The sequence below is a fragment of the Pseudoalteromonas sp. BMB genome (assembly GCF_001709235.1).
In the GTDB taxonomy this organism is placed as follows: domain Bacteria; phylum Pseudomonadota; class Gammaproteobacteria; order Enterobacterales; family Alteromonadaceae; genus Pseudoalteromonas; species Pseudoalteromonas maricaloris.
The window spans coordinates 210102-232843 of the sequence record NZ_MBQA01000193.1; the positions used below are offsets into that span (position 1 = coordinate 210102).

The following is a 22742-nucleotide window of genomic DNA, read 5'->3' on the forward strand; positions in this document are numbered from 1 at the left end:
TCCTTAAAGTCGTTAGAAAGCCCCAAAGCGAAGGCTTTGGGGCAAGCTGTTACTCCACGTTTGTTGCTATTACCGCTTGGCTTTGGGTATCCTGCAGAATACTATGCATAATTGCGCCGTTGCCTGCCTGCATCATATCTGGCATCAACATCTCCTCATGTTTACCAAAACCTTGATAGGTAATGACTTCGGCGTCTGATGCTGCATCCCAACTGGTTAGACGAGCAGCTTCTGCATGTGCATTTTGCTCGACGATAAAGTGCAGTTTGGCGTGAACCTGACCTAGGTTTTTCACTTCATAACACCAATCGATATAGTCTCTCGCTTGTGCCAGTGTATGCTGGTGTACCGTATTTGAGCCGGTGTGGCGGGCGAAATGTGCTTTTAACTCTTGCTCAAAGTGCGCGAAGTCTTGCTCCCGCATTTTGATTGCTTCGGTGATCCTGAATGAGTCTAAGATCACCACATCCCCGACACGTTGACCTCGGCTTTCCAGCTCCTTAGCTATCTCAAAGGCTAAATTACCGCCAAGGGAGTATCCAAATAGGGTATAGGGACCATGAGGTTGAATTTGCATAATTTGGTCGGCATAGTCGCTAACTTTAGTGTCACTTTCGAGGTAGTTAAAAGAGATCACTTCAGTGTTAGGCAATGCGTCGGCAAATGCCTTGTAAACGATGCTGTAACCCCCCGCTGGTGGCAGCGCAAATAAACGAGCAGATTGGCCTGCATTGAAGATAAGGTAAGGGGACGCGCCCGTTTCTTTTCCTGTTACTACATCTTCAATTGCACTTGCCATGCCATGTAAGGTTGTAAATCTAAATAGCTGATTAACTTCCATTTTAATGCTGAAGGCTGATTGGATCCTGACCATTAGCTCAATCAAATATAAAGAGTTACCGCCAAGGGCAAAAAAGTCATCATGAAGACTAATGGATTTTTGCCCTAGCATATTGGACCAAATCTCAGCGAGCTGCTGTTCAAATAGGGTGGCAGGCGCTACGAATGCTCTTACCAACTCGGCGAGTTCAACCTGTGGTAGTGCCGCTGCATCGATTTTACCGTTACTCAGTAATGGAAATTGATCAATAGCAACCAGCTTACTAGGTACCATATAGCTTGGTAACTGGTTCTCTAACTGCTCGAGGACAAACTCAGTACCGACCGCAAGCTCCGACTCAAAGTAGGCAATTAATTGGGTTTGCCCATGTACTTCTATCCCTTTTACATAGCTTCGCTTAATTCCTGGGATCTGGCTGATGCTAGACTCAATTTCTCCTAGCTCAACGCGGTGACCTCGTATTTTTACTTGGTTGTCGATACGTTGCAGAATATGTAGGTTGCCGTGTTTGTCCCACTTACCTAAATCACCCGTTTTATATACCCGTAGGGTGCTATTTTCTGACGCGGGAAGTTGGATAAATTGGCTGGCATTTTTCTCTGGATTATTGAGATAGCCAAGACTTACGCCTTGCCCCGCAATTGCAATTTCGCCGACTGCGTTACTGGATACTAATTGATTTTGCTTATCGAGCAAGATAAGTTGCGTTGCATTGAAAGGCTTGCCGATAGGCACCGTTGCACTGGTTTCTAAGTACTGCTCTGATTCCTCAAAGAAACTACTGTCTATGGTTGCTTCAGATGTGCCGTAGGAGCTAAATAGTCGAGCATCTTCTTGTAGCAATCCTTTGAGTGCGCGGTATTCAGCGATTTGCCATTGCTCAGAGCCAACAATCACTCTACGTAAGCTGGTAAATCCAACCTGACTTTGCTTTGCGAATAAGATGAGATTACGAACCACAGAGGGCACAAACTCAACCGTATCAATCTGCTGTGTCTCAATGAGGTCATACAACACCGGCATGTTCAGCATCACATTTTTAGGACACAACACTAAGTGCTTCGCATTGTAAAATGCGCGCGCGAGATCGCCACAAAACACATCAAAGGTTGGGCTAGCCAATTGTAAATGATGAGAAGTAGGTGCTAAATCAAATTGGGCTAACCAGTCCACAGCGATCGTAGCCCAGTTTTGATGGCTAACTTGGACAGCTTTGGGCGTACCTGTAGAGCCAGAAGTAAAGACAATATACGCGATGTCATTTGGCTGATGATTTAACGCCAAATTGTGCTCGCTGATTTCATCTCGTTGGCTTTGGAAGCTTTCCCAAAGTAGTGTCGGATGCTCTGATGTTAGTGCTTCTTCGCAAAGAAGTAACGCGCAGCGACTTTGCTCAAGCAACAGCTGCTTGCGTTCATTGGGTTGCTGCGGGTCAATTACCACAAAATGATGACCTGCTTTTAACGTAGCGATACAAGCAACAACTAACGCGATAGATTTTTCAAAATGTAGGGCAATCGTTTGACTAGGTTGATTACCTAGCTGTGAATTAATTAGTCGCGCTAACTGGTTTGCCTGATTGTTGAGTTCACGATAGCTTAAAGTAGCAGCCAGTTCTCCCGCATTTGTTTCACAGGCAATGCTGAGGGCAGGAAGCTCTGGGCTATGTTGCGCCGCATTTTCTATTTGGCTGACCAAAGTCGGTAATGCTGGTGCGTTTTGTTGACTTTCAGCAAATTTCGCCAAAGTATCTATTGCGTCTGGACTTGTTAAGGCAAGCTCCGAAAGAGGCCGATTTGGACTATCAATGACCATTCGCGTCAGTGCGATATAGTCCCGAGCCAGCTGCGCTATCGTTTCGGTTTCGAATAGATCGGTATTATATTTTAATGTGCCTTTGAACACGCCATTTTCTTCATAGGTCGAAAGCGTAATGTCAAATTGACCTTCTTCTTCAGGCAGTTCCATGAATTGCATAGGAAAGCCCTTATAGTACGCGACATTATTTTCATCCATATGTGATTGCTCAACGCGGTGATTGAGCATCACAAACATGACCTGAAATACCGTAGAGCGGCTGGCATCATGTTCAATACCAAGCTTATCCACTAACAGCGCAAACGGATATTCTTGGTGATCTAGTGCGTTGAGGGTAATGTCTTTCACCTGCGCTAAAAGCGAAGTAAAGTGCGTTTCAGGAGCAAATCTTGCGCATAGCGGTAGGGGATTCACAAAGTAACCATAGACATTTGAAAACTCGGGATTTGTACGACCGGCCACGGGGCTGCCTATAATGATTTCATCTTGCTGAGTATATTTATGCATGACTGCATAATAGATGCTAAGCAGCGCCATAAACATGGTGGAACCTTGTGCCTTTGCAAGGGCATTTAACGAGGACGTAAGGGCTTTATCCAACTCAAAATGATATGAATCACCAACGTTGGTGAGTACCGCAGGCCTAGGTTTGTCGGTTGCAAGGTCTAATACGGGGATCTCAGCAGGTAAGTGATTCTGCCAAAACTTATAGTTTGCCGCGCCGCGTGGAGAGTGAACAAAGCGCGTTTCCCAATCGACAAATTTTTCATAGCTTGACGTTATCTCGCTGAGTGTTAACGGTTCACTTTTTGCAAAATGCGCATACAGTGACTGCATTTCATCAATAAACATGTAATTTGACCATGCATCTGAGATAATGTGATAAATCGTCACTGCAAAGTAGTAGCTTTGATCATTTTGCTTATACAGATACAGTCTAAACAGCGGGTCGTGTTCAAGGTCGAAAGGCTGTTCATTGTCTGCAATCATCATAGGTTGAATATCTTCCCAAGACTTACCATGTACATCAATGACTTGCAGTGCATCCTCGCGATGAGTCCAGACTCTTTGATAGGGTTCGCCATCTTTAAAGAAGAAGTTTGTTCTTAACATTGGGTGGCGAGCAACTACAGCACTAAGGGCTTTTTTCAGCGCGTCGATATTCAGGGCACTAGGAATGTGCATCGCGCCGCCGATATTGTAGGAAGCGCTAGTTGGGTTGAGTTGATTGATAAACCAAATCGCTTTTTGTCCATAGGAAAGTGGGAACTCAGCTTCCACATTGGCATCAGATACGATAATAGAGTTAACCTTGGTTTCGGAAACTGGCTGAACCTGTGATGTTTCTGTGGTTATGACTTCAAAGCCAAGCGATTCCACGAGTTTGTCATTAAGCTCTATACTTAATTCGTTGATAGATGCACCACTTAGAAGACGCACAATCGTTAGGGTTTCGCCAAAATGGGTGGTGATCTTATTTCTCAGCTCTGTCGCCATAATAGAGTCAATACCGAGATTACCGAGTGATAGATCTAATTCCACTTGCTCTCGTTTACAGCGTAATACTTGGCTGACAGTATTAGCGAGATGATCGGCAACAAGCGGTAATCGAAGCGCGCTGTCTGTTTGCTGGTATAAAGGAGCAAATTCTTGCTCTTGGTGGCTTTGCTTATCGTTTTCTTGGGTAGCCAAGTGACTAAATAAACTCGGCTTTCCTGCATACCAATTGGTTACTTTGGACCAATCGGCGTCACACACTAAGAGTTGAGGTTGCTCTTGGTCTAGAATACGTTCAAGCACGGCCATCCCCGCACTTGGTGAAATGCAGTTCATACCCCTTTGGTTCTTGTAATGTTCGGCAAGACCAAGCTCTTCAATCATACCAATAGCCCAAGGGCCCCAGTTGATGCTTAGCGCCGGAAGACCTTGATTGCGACGGTAGTGGGCGAGGGCATCTAAGAAAGCATTGCCAGAAGCATAGTTTGTTTGCCCTGCGGTAGTGACTTGAGCCGCGACAGAGGAGAAGAGCACAAAGTGTTCAAGTTCAACTTTACTGAGTGCTTTGTGAAGCATCAACGCACCAATCGCTTTGGTGTCAAACACACCGTCAAATGCTCTGGTATCCATATTGCCAAGTAAGGTGTCATTGACGATACCAGCACAGAAAAATAATCCGTTGATCGGTGCTTGTGCACTTAGATGATAAGACTCAAGGGCCGCGTTAAGTTCACGCTCTCGAGTTAAGTCTGTCTGCCATAACGAGACATTAACGCCCTGACTCTCAAGGTGTTGAATAAACCGAACGCGATCATAGTTACGGTCGCTTGGGGTAAGCTCTGACCAACTCTTACGCTCAGGTAATTGACTCCTACCAAGCAAAATGAGGTTTCGTGCACCTCTATCAACGAGTAGCTGACAAACTAACTGTCCGATTGAACCAAATGCACCCGTGATCAACTGTGCTTTATGGCTTTGCACGCGAGTCGGGAAGGCGGGTTGGAGTGACGTTGCCAGCTCTAAACGAGCAACATAAGCCTGATTTTCCCTAAAGGCAACTTCCCCTTCTTGGCGGTCACTTAATAATCTGGCTGTGATATGTTCGGCATCATTTTGACCATCAATATCGATGAGGCCACCCCAATTATCAACCAGTTCTTGCTGTGCGAGCACTCGGCTAAATCCAGTTAACGAAGCGGACATCACCGCGGTAAGTTGCTCGCTATTAACGAGGCTAGCGTTGCGTGTTACCACGTAAAGCGGGAATTTACAGTCTTGTTCAATTACGGTTTTGGCCAGGTTCAACAATGAATGCAGCGACTGACGTTTTTCTCTTTGCAGCTGAGCAAGAGTTAGCAATTCTATCGCGCTGTTATCTAGACTAAAGCAATGTACAACGCCACGAATTTCTTGTTTGCCCAAAGTCTCGATAAGTTGTGACAGGTGATCCCGTGAATCGGGAACCAGCCATGCATGACAATGGTCTCTGTCGATATCAAAATATTCTCCAGATTTAACGATACAGCTAGAGTGGCCAAGCTGAGCTAAACGGTCGGCTACCTGTTCGGCTGTTCCTGATTGATCTGCGAGAAGCACCCAACGTCCTGATGTGTCAGTTTTTTGTATTTCCTGCTCAGGCTCTGCAAGCCAATTGACTTGGTAAAGCCAGCTATCTATGGTTCTGGTGGTGATCCCACTTGCAGCTGAGTCAACGCTTTGTGCAATAAAGTTTTTGATAACACCAAAGACTTGACCAGACTCATCACAGAGGTATAAATCACCGACCGTTTTTTCGTCGTCACGATGAGTGATTTGGGTATAACACCAAAAATCAGTATTGCTCTGCTCGCAAAGCAAGATCTGCTCTAGCATCACAGGTAAGCGGATAGAAAATTGCTGGGCATTAGCACCTGCAAGTTCCGTAAATACTAACGTTTGGAAGCACGCATCTAATAGACTTGGGTGTAGGGTAAATTGTGTTGTTCGCTCAAGTTGAGTAGGCCAAGAGATCTTGGCAAGCACGCCGTTGTCTGAAGCCCAGATCTGTTCAATGGCTCTAAAACATGGACCATATTCGTAACCAAACTCTTTTAGGTGTGCATAAAACTCATCGTGCTGCTGCGCGCTGGTGGCAGCACTACGAATAGCATTGAGATCAATAGGCTCAGCAAGGTTGGCGCTTTGTACTCGGCGGATTGTCCCTTGAACATGGCGGGTCATTTTGCCATCTTCAAGGCTTACCACTTTAAAATTCGGTTCATCACGGTGCAAAATGAATTGCACATTGGGTGCATGTTCATTATTCAAAAATAACGCTTTATCGATGACAAACTGGTCGAGTGCATAGCTGCCATTGCCCCAAGTCTCTTTGGCTGCAGCATACGCCATTTCGATAAAGCCAGCAGCAGGGAAGAGGGTATTCCCTTGGATTTGGTGACAGCTTAAAAAACTATCGCGATTTGTGTCGGTTACCGCGTTCCAAACATGTTCAGCCTCACTGCGTTTACGGCCCAAGAATGCATGGTTACTTTGCCCTAAACGCACTTGATTAAAGTACTCAGGCTCGGTCCAAAAGCGCTCTTGCAAGAACGGGTAAGTTGGCAACGTAGTGAACTTACTTCGCCCGTTTATGGCTGACCAATTTAATTCAAAGCCTAAACCAAATAGTTGAGCTACAGCGTGGTAATAGGTGTCTTGTTCGTCGGATTTACGGCGCATACTCGAGACGACAACACTTGAGCAACTTTGTTCTTCTGCGGTTTCGGCAATAGATGCGCCAAGCACAGGGTGTGGACCCAGTTCCAAAAATGCTTGATAACCTTGTTGTAATATTGCGCGGGTGGCATCAACAAAGCGCACGGCTTGACGGACGTTGAGCCACCAATAGTTAGCATCAAGTTCAGGCCCCTCAGCAAGTGTTCCTGTTACCGTTGAATACAATGGAGTATGTGCGGTGTTAGCTTGAATACCAGCTAAACACTCGAGCAATTCGGCCTTTATCGGTTCCATAAACTGGCTGTGATAGGGCACTTCAACGCGGAGAAACTTGCAAAACACACCAGCTTCGCTCAGCTGTGTTTCAATACTGTGTAACGCGTTTTCTTCACCAGCTAGGGTGACAGAGTTTGGACTATTTACCGCTGCGATTTCAACTTGGTCGTTGAGATAAGGCGTGACATCACTGTCAGAGAGTCCTACCGCCATCATTTTACCTGTGTTGCGGCATTGATGTTGTAAACGGCTACGATGGACTACGATGGTGCAAGCATCTTTTAATGAGTAGACCCCGGCTTCATAAAATGCTGCTGCTTCACCGGTACTGTGGCCAACAATGACATCAGGCGAAATGCCGTGTTGACGCCACATTGCTGCAAGTGCGACTTGCACGGCAAAGTTTGCCGTTTGAGCAAGCCAAGTATATTGCATGTTTGACGCTGATTCATCGGCAAGCATTTCATCAACCAATGACCAATCTGTAAGCGCTGACATATAGCTATCACACTCATTGATCATCGCTTTAAAAGTTGGCTCTGATTGGTACAACTCACGGCCCATTGCCCACCATTGTGGCCCCATACCGGTGAAGACCCAGACGAGTTTTTGCTCATCTTTTTTCAGTGTGCGCAGTGTGTTGGCCACAGCAAATTCAGCATCATGACTTAATGTTTGTAGTTGCTGTTGCAGATCCTCTGCATTTTTAAAACAAATTGCATGACGATATTGGTGATGTTCACGGCGCTCACCCAGTGTATAAATAATATCACTGAGTGATGCATCGCTATCTTGTAAAAACTCATTATGCGCTTTGGCAAAGCGATGGATCCCGTGTTGATCTCTTGCACTCAGTGGATAAAGCTTTAAGCCATTCTCATTTGCTGGAGGCATTGATGGCACTTCTGGTGCAACGTATTCTTGAATAACAGCGTGGGAATTGGTTCCACCGAAACCAAAGGAGTTTACCCCCGCAACGGCTAAACCTTCATGCTTAGGCCAAGGTGTAAGTTTAGTGGGGATCTCATACGGCGCATTGGCGTAATCAATCTTAGGATTAATTGATTTTAAGTGTAAATGCGGTGGGATCTGTTTGTTTTGAATGGCTTTGACCGCTTTGAACAAACCAGCCATACCAGCGGCTGCCTCGGTATGGCCAATATTGGTTTTTACCGAGCCAATGTAGCATTTATCGGCTTGATCACGGTTGATCCCAAGGAGTGTTCCAACAGACTTTGCTTCAATAGGGTCGCCAACTGGTGTGCCTGTGCCGTGCATTTCAATGTACTGCACTTTACCGGGGTTAATATTCGCTTTGGCATAGGTTTCCTTCATCAAGCGCAATTGGGCATCCCCATTCGGTACCGTGATCCCTTGTGTTTTACCGTCTTGGTTTACACCGGTGGCTAAGATCACCGCATGAATTGGGTCGCCATCCTTAATCGCATCATCTAAGCGCTTGAGCACAACGACGCCAGCGCCTTCAGCACGGACATAGCCGTTTGCGGAGTCGTCAAAAGCATGAGAAAAACCTGTCGGAGATAAGAAACCGCCTTTAGACTCGGATACTGTATATTGTGGTGCCAAATGTAATAGCACACCACCTGCGAGTGCCATATTACTTGCCCCGGTCTGTAGGCTTTTACAGGCCATATCTAATGCGACAATAGAGGAGCTACAAGCAGTATCGATGGACATGCTGGGGCCATTAAAATCAAAAGTATGAGAGATGCGATTAGAAAGCATCGTCATCATGACACCCGTTGCAGTGTGAGCATCAATGTTGTCAAAATCTGGGTTAGTGAATTGCATGATTTTATAATCAAGCGTAAACCCACCCATGAAAACGCCGACCGACTCTCCTGCGAGTTCAGATGGCTTTTGCCCACCATCTTCCAACGCTTCCCAAGTTACCTCCAGCAGTTTACGTTGTTGAGGGTCCATAAACTCGGCTTCACGAGGCGTGATCCCAAAAAATGCTGGATCAAACTTATCGATATCATCGATATAGCCACCCCATTTTGAGCTCAACTTGCCTTTATTCGCTTTTACAGACGAATAATGAGAATCGATATTCCATCTCGATTCTGGGGTTTCTATGATGCAATCGACACCATGTTTAATATTTTCCCAAAACAATTCAGGACTATTCGCGTGACCTGGGAAACGACAACCCATGCCAATAATTGCTATCGGTAGCGTGTCGTTTGCGGGGTGAACAGAGCGTTCATTTTCGATTGCCATAATGCATTCCTTGAAGTTATCTATTTTCTATTAATTAGCGAAGTTGCAGCAGTTCATCTTGAGCGGTTGAGTGAACATGAAGCGTAGGGTAGAGCAGGCGTTTATAGATGCCGTAGTAAAGCTGTTGAAGCTGGATTAAGTCGGATGTTGTTGTGTGTTCATCTATCTGATGAATGGTTTTGTTCACCAGTCCGAGTTCTAGTACTGAGGTCGATATTTCAGCAATAAAGCGGCCATCCGACGTTCCCCCTGCGGTCGATAGTTTTGGTGTGAAATGACATTGACTGTTGATTTCATCGCAGACGATAGCGAGGGAGGGAGAAGGGATCTCATCATTATTTACGCAGTAATAGGGTTTACAGGAGTTATTGGTCGTTAATGCATAATTGAGCGTATGTTCTTCGATGGTTTCTCTTACCAGCTCGACCAATTCATATTCGTCGTATGCGGGTGTATAACGGATATTAAAATTTAGCTGACATTGGCTTGGAATGATGTTGTCGACAAAATTTCCTGAATTTACATGGGTGAATTGCAGCGTGGTCGAGTCAAAGTTATCACAGTGCTTTGGCCAATCCTGCGACAATAGTGCTTGCATAATATTTTGCGCCAAATGGATGGCATTGGTCGCTTTTTGAGGGTAAGCCACATGTCCACTTTTACCATGTAAATTGACGGTAAAAGACAAAGCGCCACGACGACCGACTTTCAGTGTGTCTGCTACATACGCTTCTGAGCTTGGCTCTCCGACCAAGGTAAAATCAAATGCAATACGCTGCTGTTTTAAAAAATGAGCGATCCGCTTGGTTCCGTGTTCCGCTTCGCCTTCCTCGTCGCTGGTGAGTAGCAACCAAAGCTCTTTTTCCGGTACTCCAAATTCTGTCACTAGAGCCTCAATTGCACAGAAAAAGGCGGCAATAGCGCCTTTCATATCAACAATACCTCTAGCGAAGAGGCAGCCATTGTGTTCTGTCAGCTTAAAAGGGTTAAACTGCCAATCTTGTGCACTTCCGGCTGGTACTACATCGGTATGACCAAGAAAAGCAAACCTAGCGTCACTATTGTTACCTATACTTGCTACTAAGTTACTCACATCACGAACAGGCAAGTGCTTGATTGAAAAGCCCAAAGTCCGCAGCTCTTGTGCTAACCACAGTTGGCACCCAACATCATCCGGCGTGATTGATTTGAATGCGACTAACTGCCGTGCAATGTCAACAACGCGGTGGCTGGCATGTTCATCCTCTTCAACACCTTGAAACTCCTCATGTAGAGCCTCGATATCCTCTAGCGCTTCAGAGACAAGTTCGTAACAAGTGTTTGAAGAAAAGCCATTCATCTCAAAAAACCTTAATGCAGAAGTATGATAAATAGGCAATTAAAAGTGATGCTGTACACATTTTAATTACACCCTGTTCACAAGTTGCGTATTCAAACATTGAAATTATTTTGATGCTAATGATTTTATTTTGACTAAATTAACCTAAATAATTTCATTGTTGTTTTTTATGAAGTAATAAAGTTTGTTATTTTTAATGCTGTTTGTCTAATTTTGATATTTGAGTTTTATTGAATTAATTTTGGTGTAAATGCTCTATGTACTAATATTCTGAATGTATGAAAAATAATTTCTCTTAATAATCAGTGTTGGATTTTTATTGTTTGAGTTATGTCTTGTGTTATTCGGAATTAAGAAAATCATGGTGTTTAGGTTAATGGAATTGTGAATTTTTAAACTGTGCGAGTTTGTTGTGTAAAGTGCGCTATTAAGATAAATGAAATTAATTTCACTTATTTCTTTTTGTTATTTAACTTGCGTCTAATATGTTTATTTAATCTAAATGAGAAGAGAGCCAAAGTATGTGCCTTGACGTATTAAGGTGAGTTTTCTTGATGAGACTTTAATGTTGAAATTGTTTTTATAAATTTATTCTTGAGTTGTCATATTTAATGAATAAAATAGCAGGCGCTATAGAGTTTTTATTCAATATTTTGATTTCTGTTACAGTATTTTGCTGTTTTTTATCTATAGCGCTGACTTAAATTAAGGATGAAAAATGAAAAAGCTAATCACCGCACTCGTTGCATTCACTGCATTGTCTGTATCTGCTCAAGAAGTAGAAGAGGCGAAAGCACTCGTTACTCAACAAAACATTAAAATTGTTGCTATTGGCCAAAGCGGCTGGGATCCAATTTGGAGAGAGCCTACCTGTAGCATTCAAAAAACGGATGAAGATGCTGTAGGTAATGCTTACATGATCAGTCATTACGACATGTGTTTATGCCAAAACAGTAAAAAAGCGAGCTATCTGATTGAAGATACACAAAGCAACCCTAAGCAAGCAGCGGTTATTTGTTACCTAGAGCAGTAAGCTAGTCAACAGCAGCAGAGCAAAGTACTTGCACTTTACTCTGCTTTTATCACGCTATTTCCTTTAAGTTCAAATTAGCTAAATTAACTGACTTTTTGCTTTGGCGTGCTAAATAACCTGAGCTGCGGGACAAGGAAAAACTAAGTTGTGCTTTAACAACAATGAGTTGGAACACTCCTTATCCAAACCTCAGGTTAAATAACTTGCCTAACTTCCAATCGAACTTTACAGCGCTGACGGCTGTTAAGATTAAAACAATCCCAAGCGTTTGTAGCATCGAAATCGTGTGCTCGAATGCAATAAAATCTACCAACAGCGCCACGACCGGATAAATAAAAGAAAGAATAGCAATTAATGTGGTGCTTAAGCGTTGAAACGCATCATACATGATCACATACATAAACCCTGTGTTGACGACGCCTAAGAATAAGATATTACCCCAGCTCGATGAAGTCTCTGGGAAGTGTGCAAAATCAACCCAAGGTAACAAAAATAAGCCACCAAAAAAGATTTGGATCACAGCAACTACACCGGATGGCACTTGGCTTACCTTTTTCGTCATCAGCGTTGTAATGGTATACAGAAATGCAGCTCCAAGTGCTAGTAGCAGACCAAAAACGGCTTGGTTACTCTCTTGTGCAAAAATCACCGCGACTATTTCTTGATACGGGATCCCAACAACCAACCATAATCCCACCACGGCGATGGCCAACCATAAAAGGATTGCCTTACTTGGATACTGACGATAAAGCACCGCGCTTAATAATACCAACATCAAAGGTTGTAGATGGTATGCGATGATTGAAATTGAAAAAGGAATATAGTCAAACGAGGCGAATAATAGCACCCAGTTTCCGACCAGCGCGATACCGCCGAGCAAGATGGTCATAAAAACGGGACCTTTAAACACCTCTTTTGTCAGTTGCTTTGTTACAAGCACGTATCCAAGAAGGCACAATGCGCCAATAACACAACGTAAAAATACCACATTCCAATAGGATTGTTCTGCACTGACGACAAAGTATCCTATGGTGCCGGACAGCACCATAGCTATTATCATCTCTATTGAACCTTTCTCTTTATCTGAGCCAAACATTGTTCACACCTTGTCATATTCAATTCTATACTTGCATATTACTTAGGGTTTGCCGTATTACTAATAGACAATAAAAGGCTAATTTTTCTAATTTCCTAAAAATGAAAGGCAAAAATGCGAAAACTAATTAATAATGAAAAATGGTCGCTTGATGCGATAGATAGTAAGCTTATAAAGCTGTTAGAAAACAATAGCCGAGTGTCCGTTGCTGAAATGGCCCGGGCAGTGAATATGTCTTCACCGAGTGTGAATGAACGCATGAAACGTATGGAAGAGTATGGGGTAATTAGTAAATACAGTATTGAATTAGACCCAGAAAGCTTTGATTACCCGCTGACAGCGATTGTGCGTATTCGTCAGCATCCCGGTAAACTAAAACAACTTGAAGCGATGATCCAAAACATTCCTGAAGTGATTGAATGTGACAAAGTGACGGGAGAGGATTGTTTTTATGTGAGGTTGTGTTTTGAGAGTATGCCTAAGCTAGACGAAATTTTGGATAAAGTCTCGACACTAGGTGATACCCACACATCGGTGGTGAAATCAACAATAGTCAAACGTAGAAACGTGCCATATCAGATCCGCAAAAGGTAATCGTTAAGTATGGCGAGCAGTAAAGTTTTGACGGGATAAGCAATGCGCAGCTAAACGTCAACAAATTTATAGTTTGTCACACTTTTTATAGCAATCCTGCCATCAATCTGGTTTTGAGTATGTTAGTATCCGTGCAGCAGTTTTTTACGAGATAGATTATGTTTCAACCAGTTAGCCTCTTTGTTGGGTTAAGATATAGCCGTGCTGCGAAAGGCAATGCATTTATATCGTTTATCTCATTTTTCTCAATTGCGGGTATCGCCCTTGGCTTAATGAGTTTGATCACCGTCAGCTCAGTGATGAATGGCTTTGAGCAAACCTTAAAAGCCGCCATGCTTGATTTGATCCCGCATGTGCGAATTAAGGAAAATGAGCAACTTGATCAAAATAAATTACAAGCCATTGAAAATCATCCGTTGGTTAAGCAAGTTTCGCCATATGTTGCAAGTGACGTAATTCTACAAACCAATCAAGATTTGGTGGGCGTGCAACTTCAAGGGCTATTTCAAGGGTATGAAACAGCGTTAGATGACGCCGTACGCGCCGGCAGTTTAACTCGGTTGTACGAGCAAAAATACCAAGTGGCGCTGAGTCGCTATTTAGCCAATAAGCTAGGCGTCAGTGTTGGTCAACAACTTCGCGTGATCATGCCTGAATTCACCACATACACACCGCTTGGTCGCACGCCAACGCAGCGCTTATTCACCGTAGCTGCCATATATGATGGCCAAAGCGAAGCTGACACTTATTTGGCATTTGCCGATGGGAAAAGCTTGCAGCGGTTAATGCGCAAGAAGCCAGAGCAATACGACCTAAACATTCATTTATATGATGCTTTTAGCCTACCCGATTTTTATCAGCAAGCGGACAGCTTGTTGCAGGGGCTCGAGACACAGGACTGGCAAACTCAGCAAGGCACATTGTTTGCGGCCGTTGCAATGGAAAAGCGCATTATGTCGCTATTACTAGGTCTTATTGTAATAGTGGCTGTATTTAATATCATTTCAGCGCTATCTATGATGGTGAGTGAAAAGCAAGGGGAAGTGGCTATTTTGCAAACGCTTGGCTTTACACCACAAATGATAGCAAAAGTGTTTATGGCGCAAGGGATGTATAACGGCATTTTTGGCACACTCATTGGTGTTGCTGGTGGATTATTGCTGTCTAACAACATTAATGAGGTGCTCCATCTCGCAGGCCTTCAGTTGCTTGGTGGCGCTGAACTTCCGGTCAAAATAGAACTAACAGATTTAACGATTATGGCAGTGGGCAGCATATTGCTAAGCTTTTTAGCAACCTTGTATCCAGCTAAACGCGCGTCGAGTGTGCTGCCAGCAGAGGTATTAAGATATGAGTGATTTAGTCATTGACTGCCAAGATTTGGTCAAAAGCTACCAAGATGGTAAAGCCGAAGTAACGGTATTAAAAGGCGTTGATTTATCTGTAACCCAAGGTGAGATGCTTGCGATTGTGGGTAGCTCGGGCTCAGGTAAAAGTACTTTACTGCATATTCTCGGTACCTTGGATAAAGCATCCACTGGCAGTGTAAAAATTAAAGGTGTGGAAGTTGGCAAGCTTTCACGTAAAAAGCAGGCGGAATTTAGAAATAAGCATTTGGGTTTTATCTATCAGTTTCATCATCTGTTGATGGAGTTTAGCGCGGTTGAAAATGTGGCGATGCCGTTATTAATTGCCGGTAATAAAGCAAAACAAGCCCGAGAAAAAGCATTACTCATGCTTGATAAAGTAGGCTTGAGTCATCGTGCTGATCATAAGCCTTCAGAGCTTTCTGGGGGGGAGAGACAGCGTGTTGCGATTGCAAGAGCGTTAGTAACAGAACCTGATTTGGTGCTAGCTGATGAACCAACCGGCAATCTTGATAAGCATAATGCTCTGAGAATTTATGACTTGCTGGCTGAACTCAATCAACAGCTAAAAACCAGCTTTGTTGTTGTAACACACGACTTAGAGTTGGCAGATAAGCTTGGTCGTGCAGTGCAACTGGACGATGGCAAAGTAGGTGTGTATCAGCATGCTTAGTTATTTTTTAAGCAAACGCTTTAGAGAGTCTAAACGTCAGCTTGGCTTTATCGGTTTTTTAACCCGTGCTTCTACGCTTGGTGTAATGCTGGGTATGGCAGTATTGATAGTCGCACTTTCTGTGATTAATGGTTTTGAAGAACAATTAGAGCAGCGGCTGTTGTCGGTGGTGCCGCAAGTGAGTTATCAAGCACCTTACGACCCTATTCAAGCGTGGCAGCAAAAAGTAGAGCTCTTGGAGAATCAGCGTGGCGTCGTAAGCGCGACGGCTGAAATTAACTTAACAGCCATGCTGCAATACAAAGGCACCTTAAAAGCGGCGCAGTTAAAAGGGATTGCACCGAATAGGCATCATACGGTGTCGAGCATAGGTGATTTTATAAAAGGTGCGGAACTAAAAGCATTAAAACCGGGTGAAGTGATCATCGGCAAAGGGATAGCTGACAAGCTTGGTGTCGTGGCTGGCGATAATATTCAACTCTTGGTTGCTAACAAACATTCGGATAATCCACTCGCTGCACCAAAGCGATTAACGGCGACGGTGGTGGGACTTATCGATATGGGTGGGCCACTTGACCAAACATTAGCGTTAGTGCCGCTTAATGCACTGCAAGAAGCGATGGACTTTAGAGAAGACCAAGTAACGGACTTGCGTGCCAAGGTGAGTGATGTGTTTCAGGCACAGCAAATTGCGACATCAGGAGGTAGGGCATTACCTGATTTAGTGTACGTATCGTCTTGGTTTCGTACGCAAGGCGGACTGTATCAAGATATTCAGATGGTGCGCACTATCGTCTATCTCGTGGTATTTCTGATAATCGCTGTAGCGAGCTTTAATATCGTTTCTTCTATGGTGATGGAAGTAAAAGAAAAGCGGGCGGATATCGCCATTTTGAAGACCATGGGCGCACAGGACAGTACGATTTTTTCGACTTTTGCGCTACAAGGTGTGACGTATGCAGGGATTGGTGCACTGCTGGGCACTGGGATCGGCATTTTTATTGCTATTAATATTCCCGATATTTTTAAAGCCTGGATCAATATGAGCGATAGCAATCCGCTTGAAGGCGTCTACTTTATTGAATACTTACCGAGCAAAATTATTTGGACAGACATTTATATCAGTTTAGTCACGACTTTTGTTATGGCAGTCGTCGCAAGCTTATATCCCGCTTGGCAAGCCACCAAAACGGATCCTGCCAAAGTACTGGGAAATGGGTAACACCTAAAACCGTAGGTCGGCCTTTAGGCCGATATGCCCATTTATCATTGCATGGTCTTATCTCATTTTCCATGACACACACCGTAGGTCGGCCTTTAGGTCGACTAGGCCGATCTCCAACGGGCCGACACCCATAGGCCGAAAACCTGCGAATTACAAACTCTGAGCGTAATGGTAAAGCGCTTTTAAGATCTGCATATTGCGCTCATTACCTTCATTCTCTGCGACTAAGTTTTCAAGCTCCAGCATAAAATCTTCGGCTGAAATTGAAGGGTTATCTTCATTATGCATCAACTTGTTTTGGCAGTATTTACGCCATTTATCAAGTTCTACAGGTGAGAGAGACTGCGGCCAGTTTCTTGCTCGATAGCGAAACAACAAAGTGTTAAATTTACTGTCTTCAAAATCCAGTTCAATGGTTGCCAACTCTTCGGGCGATGCATTGCGAATGATTGCAAATTTGGCTTTATCGGCTTTGCTAGTGAAACCATCGTAGAGTTGATAATCCGGATTACTTGGTTTCTCGAATCCCTTTTCATCGCTAAAGACTTCTGCAACCTTATCCCTTAGCTCTGGACGTGCTTTAAGATACTTTAAGTTTTCTAGGCATTGCTCGCGGTCAATTCCAAGCCTTGCTGCGTTTTCGGGCAAGAGGGTCTTAGCTGGCGCAACCAGCGGGCATTTATTGATATGTACTAGTTTTAATCCAACCGGTAGCTCATCATCACCCAATTCACTGCGTTTTGTATAAAGCCGTTGTTTGAGTGCCTCAACGTCAAGGTCATTCAATACCTCCGGCGACTGTGTTAAGTCAAAGCAGATCACGGCATTGCTATTGACCGGGTGAAAACTCATCGGGGCAATCCAAGTGGTGCAACCTTGTTGCGCTGGAAACATAGAAGAAATGTGTACTAAAGGCTGCATATTGAAAACGTCGATTAGGCTCGACACCGCTTTTTTATGTCTGTGATTAAAGTAGAACTCATACAGTTTTGGCTGTTTGGTTTTAATCAGTTTTGCCAGCGCAATCGTTGCGGTAACATCACTCAATGCATCGTGCGCGGCGCCGTGCTCAATGCCATTGGCGACGGTTAAGTGTTCCAGTTTAAAACTAGGGTTACCATCTTCACGGGTTGGCCATTCAATTCCTTCTGGGCGAAGTGCATAACAGGCTCTTACCAGATCTATGATGTCCCAGCGGCTATTGCCATTTTGCCATTCACGCTCATAGGGGTCATAAAAGTTACGATAAAGGCTATAACGGGTTAGCTCATCATCAAACCGAATACTGTTATATCCAGCAACGCAGGTTTGTGGTTTGGCAAATTCAGCGTGGATTTTTGCCATAAACTCGGCTTCGGTCAGGCCTTTTTTTAGTGCTAATTGTGGTGTGATCCCAGTAACTAAACAGGCTTGAGGATGCGGGAGATAATCTGGAGCAGGCTGACAATACTCAATCAGTGGCTCACCAATAATATTGAGATCCAGATCCGTTCTGATCCCAGCAAACTGGCTTGGCCTGTCTTTTTGCGGCGTCGCCCCCCAACTCTCGTAGTCGTGCCAGAAAATAGTTGGGATGTTCTGGGCATTATTTGGTGTATCTGATTGGTTTGTATTTGTCATAAAATCAAAAAGTTATTCTACTGTTTTTGTTTGTTTTGGTTAATCATATTTGTCGTGATGGCATGACAACTGTGTATATTAATGTGTATATCACTTCACACCAGTGTGTATACCGTGATAACTAAGCTGTTTGCCGCTATGCGGATACATATGACTAACGATAGATTGGCATTATCGCATAGAGGTGCGCTTAGAGTAAGGCGTAACCATGGCGGATTGTGTTATTAAAGCAGAGCAAAGTGATAATTGGGGAAGCGACATCACTTATTGATTTATCAAGCAGCCCAATTATCTATTGATCAATCACTAAATCGCGATTAAAAGCGCTTTCTTTGAAAGTTTTTCCACATAACAACCGTTATAACTACCAATAGGGTTGAGATAACAATCAAGACATTAAAATTAAGCGTGTGGTTTTCGCGGGGCGTGACTAGCAAACTTGCAATGGTGCCGCCAGAGGCTATCGCAAAGTGCTGTATCGCATTTTGCAGACTAATAAAGGTACTGCGCTCTTCTGCGTGAAGTGAGGTTATGAGTTCTGTCACTAAGATCATAGAACGGGTAGCGCTTGCAATCACAAACAGGGTAAACAGTCCGGCTGCAAAAACAACTGAGCTTATCGTAAAGCCAAACAAGGCTGCTAATATCATCAAGCCACTAAGAAAGTAAATTAAGTATGAGGTTGTGTGATTGTTTAGCTTACGTCGAGCGTATAGCTGAATTGCAATAAACGAACACACACCACTTAACAAATAGCATGCGCTTAGCATTGGGCTTGAGATGCTTAAGTTGGTAATTAGCATCACCGGAAATTGAGTTGAAATTGCAAATGTACTTAGCACCACAAAAAATGCGATGAACAGAGCGTATTTAAGGGTTTTGGTCGGATGAAATGTGTTGCTCGGCATTGGGTTGCTAGCGCTGCCTTGCGAAGCTTGCTTTATGTTTGAGAGGAATGTAAATGTAAATAATAGCGCTGTAATGGCTAAGCCACTTCCTAGTATCATGAACCCCAACTGCCAGCCTTGATTTGCCGTGAGAAATAATAGAGCAGGGATCCCAATTGCCAAGGCGAGTGGAAAAGCACTCAGCAGTATCGCGGTGTCTTTTTTCTTGTCGTTTTCATGGCTTAGCTGGATCACCAAGTTGAGATTAAGTACTACCAGTGCGCCGCCACAAATGCCAGTTAATGCACGTACGAAAAGCAGGATATAAAAACTCTCGAGCGCTGAAGTAAGCAAGGTTAACAATGTGGTTGCTGACAGAAAAATAAAGACCTTGTATTTCTCATTTGAGAGGTTGCCGGTACCACGCACCCATAAACAAGTGAAAGCAGCGGCAATTGCATAAGCTGAAACGAGTAGTCCTGAATTTGATGGGTTGGTGCCTGAACTTAGCGCCATTTCTGCACTAAAGGGCACGATGATTAATGCATCTAATGCGATTAAAAAGTGGATGACAAAACATAACCCAAATTTAGCTTTTGGGCTTGCTAAGGTGGTCATTGAAGCTGAAAACATAGACATCCTTAATTGATGTAAACAAAGAAGTCTTGATTGTATTAGCCTTGATTAGGTAATAAAGTGTCTATTATTGAATTGATAAACCCATATTTTGGGCTAATAAAATGATTGATCAGATTGACCCTCAGTGGCTTAACAGTTTCCACTGTGTTTATGAATGCTTAAGCTTCAAACAAGCGGCAGAGTTTCTGGATATCCCGACCTCTAACGTAAGTCGTCACATCGCACTACTTGAAGAAAAGCTTGATGCAAGATTGTTGGAACGAACGACAAGACGGATCTCAGTGACAGAGGCGGGTGAGCAGCTTTATGTGAGTACCAAGCCGTTAATCGATTCGCTGTCGGATGCGTTGCAAGAAGTCAATAAACATGCCTCTACGCCAATAGGTCATTTGCGTATAGTGATGCCCGATATCCCCATTCTTGGTCAAGCAGTGGTAACCTTTTGCGCTGCGCATCCATTAATTTCCATAAGTTGTGACACTAGCCTGAGCCCGAGAGAAAACCTCTTAGATGGCTATGATGTTGTGCTCTACTTTCATCGTGGCAAGCTTGAGGATAGCAATTGGGTGGTTAAAGAGCTGGCTCGATTACCAAGCGTTGTGGTGGCAGCTCCCAGCATGCTAGAAAAGCATACTTCGCCGTATAGATTAGCTGATTTACAGTCTCTTCCTTGTATTTCAACCCTTACCGCCGTAAACGGTACGCCTTGGATATTTACCACCAAGGAAGGAAGATTAACGACGGTGAATGTTAAATCGAACTTCAGAGTAAACAGTGGGTTTATAGCCAAGTCTGCCGCGCTATCTGGGGTTGGGTTTGCTATCTTGCCACTGAACTCCTGTAAAGCAGAAATCGAGTCAGGCGCGCTGATACCAATCGAGTTAGAGCAGCAACCGGAAGACCTCGTGCTTTATGCGTTCTATGCTGGCCGTAAACATCTGGCCAAAAAAATATCAGCATTTCTGGCACATTTAGAACGCGCGCTACAATGACCCTCTATTGATCTCTACTTTAAGCCAAATCATCATTGATCGAATCTAGTAATTCAATAAGTGCTTGTTCTTTTTGCTCGTCGATACTTGGAAACTTACAACGGATCTGCTCGGGAATGGTGGCAGCTTGATGTTGCAGATCATGACCCTTACTTTGTAGTTTTACCACTCGTTTGCGCTTATCTTTTTCGTCTTTAACGATAGAGAGCAAGGCTTTGTCAGTCATTTTCTTTAAGATTTGCGTCATAGCACCGCCATCGATGGCGGTTTTTTCTAGTAACTCAGCTATGCTGATTTCATCTTTCTCCCAAAGTGCCATCATCACCACATATTGAGGGTAGGTTAGGTCGAGTTTTTGTAAAGATGCTCGGTAAGCGCGGGCAATACCATTGGAAGCCATGTAGAGGCGGTGGCAGATTTGAGCGTCTAGTTTTAGTTGTGGGTAGTTCATCACATATTCCTACAAAGTAGCTAAGCTATATTTTAATTTGCACACAAAATATTTGCAATTCTAAAAAATTGAATCTATTATTTTGCATGCAAAATAAATGTTGAATTGATTTTACTTCATCTAGAGTAAAGCCTCGCTGCGTTAGGGTGTAGGTGAGTACTCTACAAGCACAAACTTAGGAGAACGAAATGAAAGAACTACAAAGTATTGCATATACGGCGAAAGCAACTGCCACAGGTGGTCGAGAAGGTGTGGCAAAATCTGACGATGGTCGTCTTGATGTTGCGCTTTCGACGCCAAAAGGCTTAGGTGGTGATGACGGGCAAGGGACTAATCCAGAGCAATTGTTTGCAGCAGGTTATGCGGCGTGTTTTATTGGCGCATTAAAATTGGTGGCAGGCAAAGCAAAGATCAAGTTGCCAGAAGACACACATATTAACTCTGAAGTGTCTATTGGGCCAATTGAAGGTGGCTTCGGGATAGCGGTGAAATTGGCGGTATCGGTTGGCGACTTAGACAAAGACACGGCGCAGTCACTCGTTGAAAAAGCTCACGAAGTTTGCCCATATTCAAATGCTACTCGTGGCAATATTGCGGTTGAGCTTTCAGTTATTTAACTAACCTGAGGTTTGGATAAGGAATGAACTAACTAACTGTTTTTAATCACCTTAAACTATCTTCTTACCTAGCCAGAGAGTTTTGAGGATAACAAGGCGAATTTACGTACCAATAGCTGGCTATTGGAAGTGAATTCAACGCAGTTAGCGTTAAAACTGGCTGCTAGAAAGGCATTAATTATCCGAAGCTCAGGTTAACTAACTTAAGTGAGTTAGAGCCAGCGTATTTTGACGCTGGCTTATGTGTTTTCTAACGGGTCGGTGACATTAAAGCAATGAATATCACCGCCCGTTCTAAAATCAACACGTTTAACTTGCTCAACGATTTCCACCGTATTATAACCATTGAGTAAACCAAACATTGCCGCTTGTTGGCCAGAGCCGATGGCATAAGATTGCGCTAAGGGTTCAGATTTACAGGTGCCCCTTTTTACACAGCCATACCATACGCCTTTTTTGGGGTGATATTTAATGAATTCCAAACTCTCAATCGTATCAAACTGATTATTTGAAAAATTGTGCTGCAAATTGTATATATCGCATGTCTGGCCAGTGCAAAACACTCTCCAGCCGTGATAATCAAACCACTTTTGAGCGTTATCGGTAACGATGATCTTGTCGGTAGTGGTTCTACTATCACAGGCTATTTCTGCTGTTTTTGCGTTATAGACGATGGTTGTCATTCCTTTTGACTCCTATGAAATTACAATTCGATGAAACCATGCAATAGTGCAGGTAAAAATGCTGATGGTATAAAGACTTGAATGCTAATTGAATGTTGCACTAGAAGAAGTTTACCTGAGGTGAATGTCTGCGCT

Annotated in this window: 14 protein-coding genes; 7 read left to right on the forward strand and 7 right to left on the reverse strand. The window is 43.6% G+C overall.

Annotation, left to right across the window (positions count from 1 at the left end; genetic code table 11):
- Positions 1 to 49 precede the first annotated feature (49 nt).
- Both BB427_RS18875 and dapE read right to left on the reverse strand, forming a co-directional pair.
- Positions 50 to 9391, reverse strand: coding sequence for a non-ribosomal peptide synthetase/type I polyketide synthase (locus BB427_RS18875; RefSeq protein ID WP_069022518.1), 9342 nt, complete (start codon positions 9389 to 9391; stop codon positions 50 to 52).
- Between the two features lie 34 nt (positions 9392 to 9425).
- On the reverse strand, positions 9426 to 10730 hold the full coding sequence (dapE, locus tag BB427_RS18880; protein ID WP_069022520.1) for a succinyl-diaminopimelate desuccinylase: 1305 nt from the start codon (positions 10728 to 10730) through the stop codon (positions 9426 to 9428).
- A gap of 718 nt (positions 10731 to 11448) precedes the next feature.
- Between dapE and BB427_RS18885 the strand changes: the two genes are divergently transcribed.
- Positions 11449 to 11763, forward strand: a complete 315-nt coding sequence (locus tag BB427_RS18885; RefSeq protein WP_010604891.1) for a hypothetical protein — start codon at positions 11449 to 11451, stop codon at positions 11761 to 11763.
- 178 nt (positions 11764 to 11941) lie between these two features.
- Here the strand turns inward: BB427_RS18885 and BB427_RS18890 are convergent, their stop codons facing one another.
- Positions 11942 to 12859 (reverse strand): DMT family transporter, encoded by a 918-nt coding sequence (locus tag BB427_RS18890; protein WP_069022522.1) that lies wholly within the window; start codon positions 12857 to 12859, stop codon positions 11942 to 11944.
- 114 nt (positions 12860 to 12973) lie between these two features.
- Here BB427_RS18890 and BB427_RS18895 point away from each other — a divergent pair, with 114 nt between their 5' ends.
- The 4 genes from BB427_RS18895 (at position 12974) to BB427_RS18910 (ending at position 16715) form a co-directional block, all read left to right on the forward strand.
- A complete protein-coding gene (locus BB427_RS18895; protein WP_069022524.1) occupies positions 12974 to 13453 on the forward strand; it encodes an Lrp/AsnC family transcriptional regulator in 480 nt (159 codons plus the stop codon).
- Positions 13454 to 13611: 158 nt separating this feature from the next.
- Positions 13612 to 14811, forward strand: coding sequence for a lipoprotein-releasing ABC transporter permease subunit (locus BB427_RS18900; RefSeq protein WP_069022526.1), 1200 nt, complete (start codon positions 13612 to 13614; stop codon positions 14809 to 14811).
- The gene (gene lolD, locus BB427_RS18905; protein WP_045990679.1) at positions 14804 to 15493 is read left to right on the forward strand and encodes a lipoprotein-releasing ABC transporter ATP-binding protein LolD; all 690 of its coding nucleotides are present in this window, start codon (positions 14804 to 14806) and stop codon (positions 15491 to 15493) included. Before BB427_RS18900 ends, lolD begins: the two co-directional genes overlap by 8 nt.
- Positions 15486 to 16715, forward strand: a complete 1230-nt coding sequence (locus BB427_RS18910; RefSeq protein ID WP_069022528.1) for a lipoprotein-releasing ABC transporter permease subunit — start codon at positions 15486 to 15488, stop codon at positions 16713 to 16715. Before lolD ends, BB427_RS18910 begins: the two co-directional genes overlap by 8 nt.
- A gap of 153 nt (positions 16716 to 16868) precedes the next feature.
- Here the strand turns inward: BB427_RS18910 and sbcB are convergent, their stop codons facing one another.
- Positions 16869 to 18338: an exodeoxyribonuclease I gene (sbcB, locus tag BB427_RS18915; protein ID WP_069022531.1), complete on the reverse strand. Its 1470-nt coding sequence runs from the start codon at positions 18336 to 18338 to the stop codon at positions 16869 to 16871.
- A gap of 317 nt (positions 18339 to 18655) precedes the next feature.
- Positions 18656 to 19858 (reverse strand): MFS transporter, encoded by a 1203-nt coding sequence (locus BB427_RS18920; protein WP_069022533.1) that lies wholly within the window; start codon positions 19856 to 19858, stop codon positions 18656 to 18658.
- 107 nt (positions 19859 to 19965) lie between these two features.
- On the opposite strand from BB427_RS18920, the gene BB427_RS18925 reads away from it, so the two are divergent.
- Complete coding sequence (locus BB427_RS18925; protein ID WP_069022535.1) at positions 19966 to 20856, forward strand: LysR family transcriptional regulator; 891 nt, start codon at positions 19966 to 19968, stop codon at positions 20854 to 20856.
- 19 nt (positions 20857 to 20875) lie between these two features.
- Here BB427_RS18925 and BB427_RS18930 read toward each other — a convergent pair whose 3' ends face one another.
- On the reverse strand, positions 20876 to 21307 hold the full coding sequence (locus tag BB427_RS18930; protein WP_069022537.1) for a MarR family winged helix-turn-helix transcriptional regulator: 432 nt from the start codon (positions 21305 to 21307) through the stop codon (positions 20876 to 20878).
- 188 nt (positions 21308 to 21495) lie between these two features.
- Here BB427_RS18930 and BB427_RS18935 point away from each other — a divergent pair, with 188 nt between their 5' ends.
- Complete coding sequence (locus BB427_RS18935) at positions 21496 to 21924, forward strand: organic hydroperoxide resistance protein (protein ID WP_039497861.1); 429 nt, start codon at positions 21496 to 21498, stop codon at positions 21922 to 21924.
- 239 nt (positions 21925 to 22163) lie between these two features.
- Here the strand turns inward: BB427_RS18935 and BB427_RS18940 are convergent, their stop codons facing one another.
- Entirely contained in the window at positions 22164 to 22607 is a 444-nt protein-coding gene (locus BB427_RS18940; protein ID WP_045990087.1) for a hypothetical protein, read from the reverse strand.
- Positions 22608 to 22742 lie beyond the last annotated feature (135 nt).

Coding starts and splice junctions, on each gene's coding strand:
- BB427_RS18895 (WP_069022524.1), top strand. CDS start 12,974: ATGCGAAAACTAATTAATAATGAAAAATGGTCGCTTGATGCGATAGAT.
- BB427_RS18890 (WP_069022522.1), bottom strand. CDS start 12,859: ATGTTTGGCTCAGATAAAGAGAAAGGTTCAATAGAGATGATAATAGCT.
- BB427_RS18935 (WP_039497861.1), top strand. CDS start 21,496: ATGAAAGAACTACAAAGTATTGCATATACGGCGAAAGCAACTGCCACA.
- dapE (WP_069022520.1), bottom strand. CDS start 10,730: ATGAATGGCTTTTCTTCAAACACTTGTTACGAACTTGTCTCTGAAGCG.
- BB427_RS18920 (WP_069022533.1), bottom strand. CDS start 19,858: ATGTTTTCAGCTTCAATGACCACCTTAGCAAGCCCAAAAGCTAAATTT.
- BB427_RS18910 (WP_069022528.1), top strand. CDS start 15,486: ATGCTTAGTTATTTTTTAAGCAAACGCTTTAGAGAGTCTAAACGTCAG.
- sbcB (WP_069022531.1), bottom strand. CDS start 18,338: ATGACAAATACAAACCAATCAGATACACCAAATAATGCCCAGAACATC.
- lolD (WP_045990679.1), top strand. CDS start 14,804: ATGAGTGATTTAGTCATTGACTGCCAAGATTTGGTCAAAAGCTACCAA.
- BB427_RS18925 (WP_069022535.1), top strand. CDS start 19,966: ATGATTGATCAGATTGACCCTCAGTGGCTTAACAGTTTCCACTGTGTT.
- BB427_RS18885 (WP_010604891.1), top strand. CDS start 11,449: ATGAAAAAGCTAATCACCGCACTCGTTGCATTCACTGCATTGTCTGTA.
- BB427_RS18900 (WP_069022526.1), top strand. CDS start 13,612: ATGTTTCAACCAGTTAGCCTCTTTGTTGGGTTAAGATATAGCCGTGCT.
- BB427_RS18930 (WP_069022537.1), bottom strand. CDS start 21,307: ATGAACTACCCACAACTAAAACTAGACGCTCAAATCTGCCACCGCCTC.
- BB427_RS18875 (WP_069022518.1), bottom strand. CDS start 9,391: ATGGCAATCGAAAATGAACGCTCTGTTCACCCCGCAAACGACACGCTA.
- BB427_RS18940 (WP_045990087.1), bottom strand. CDS start 22,607: ATGACAACCATCGTCTATAACGCAAAAACAGCAGAAATAGCCTGTGAT.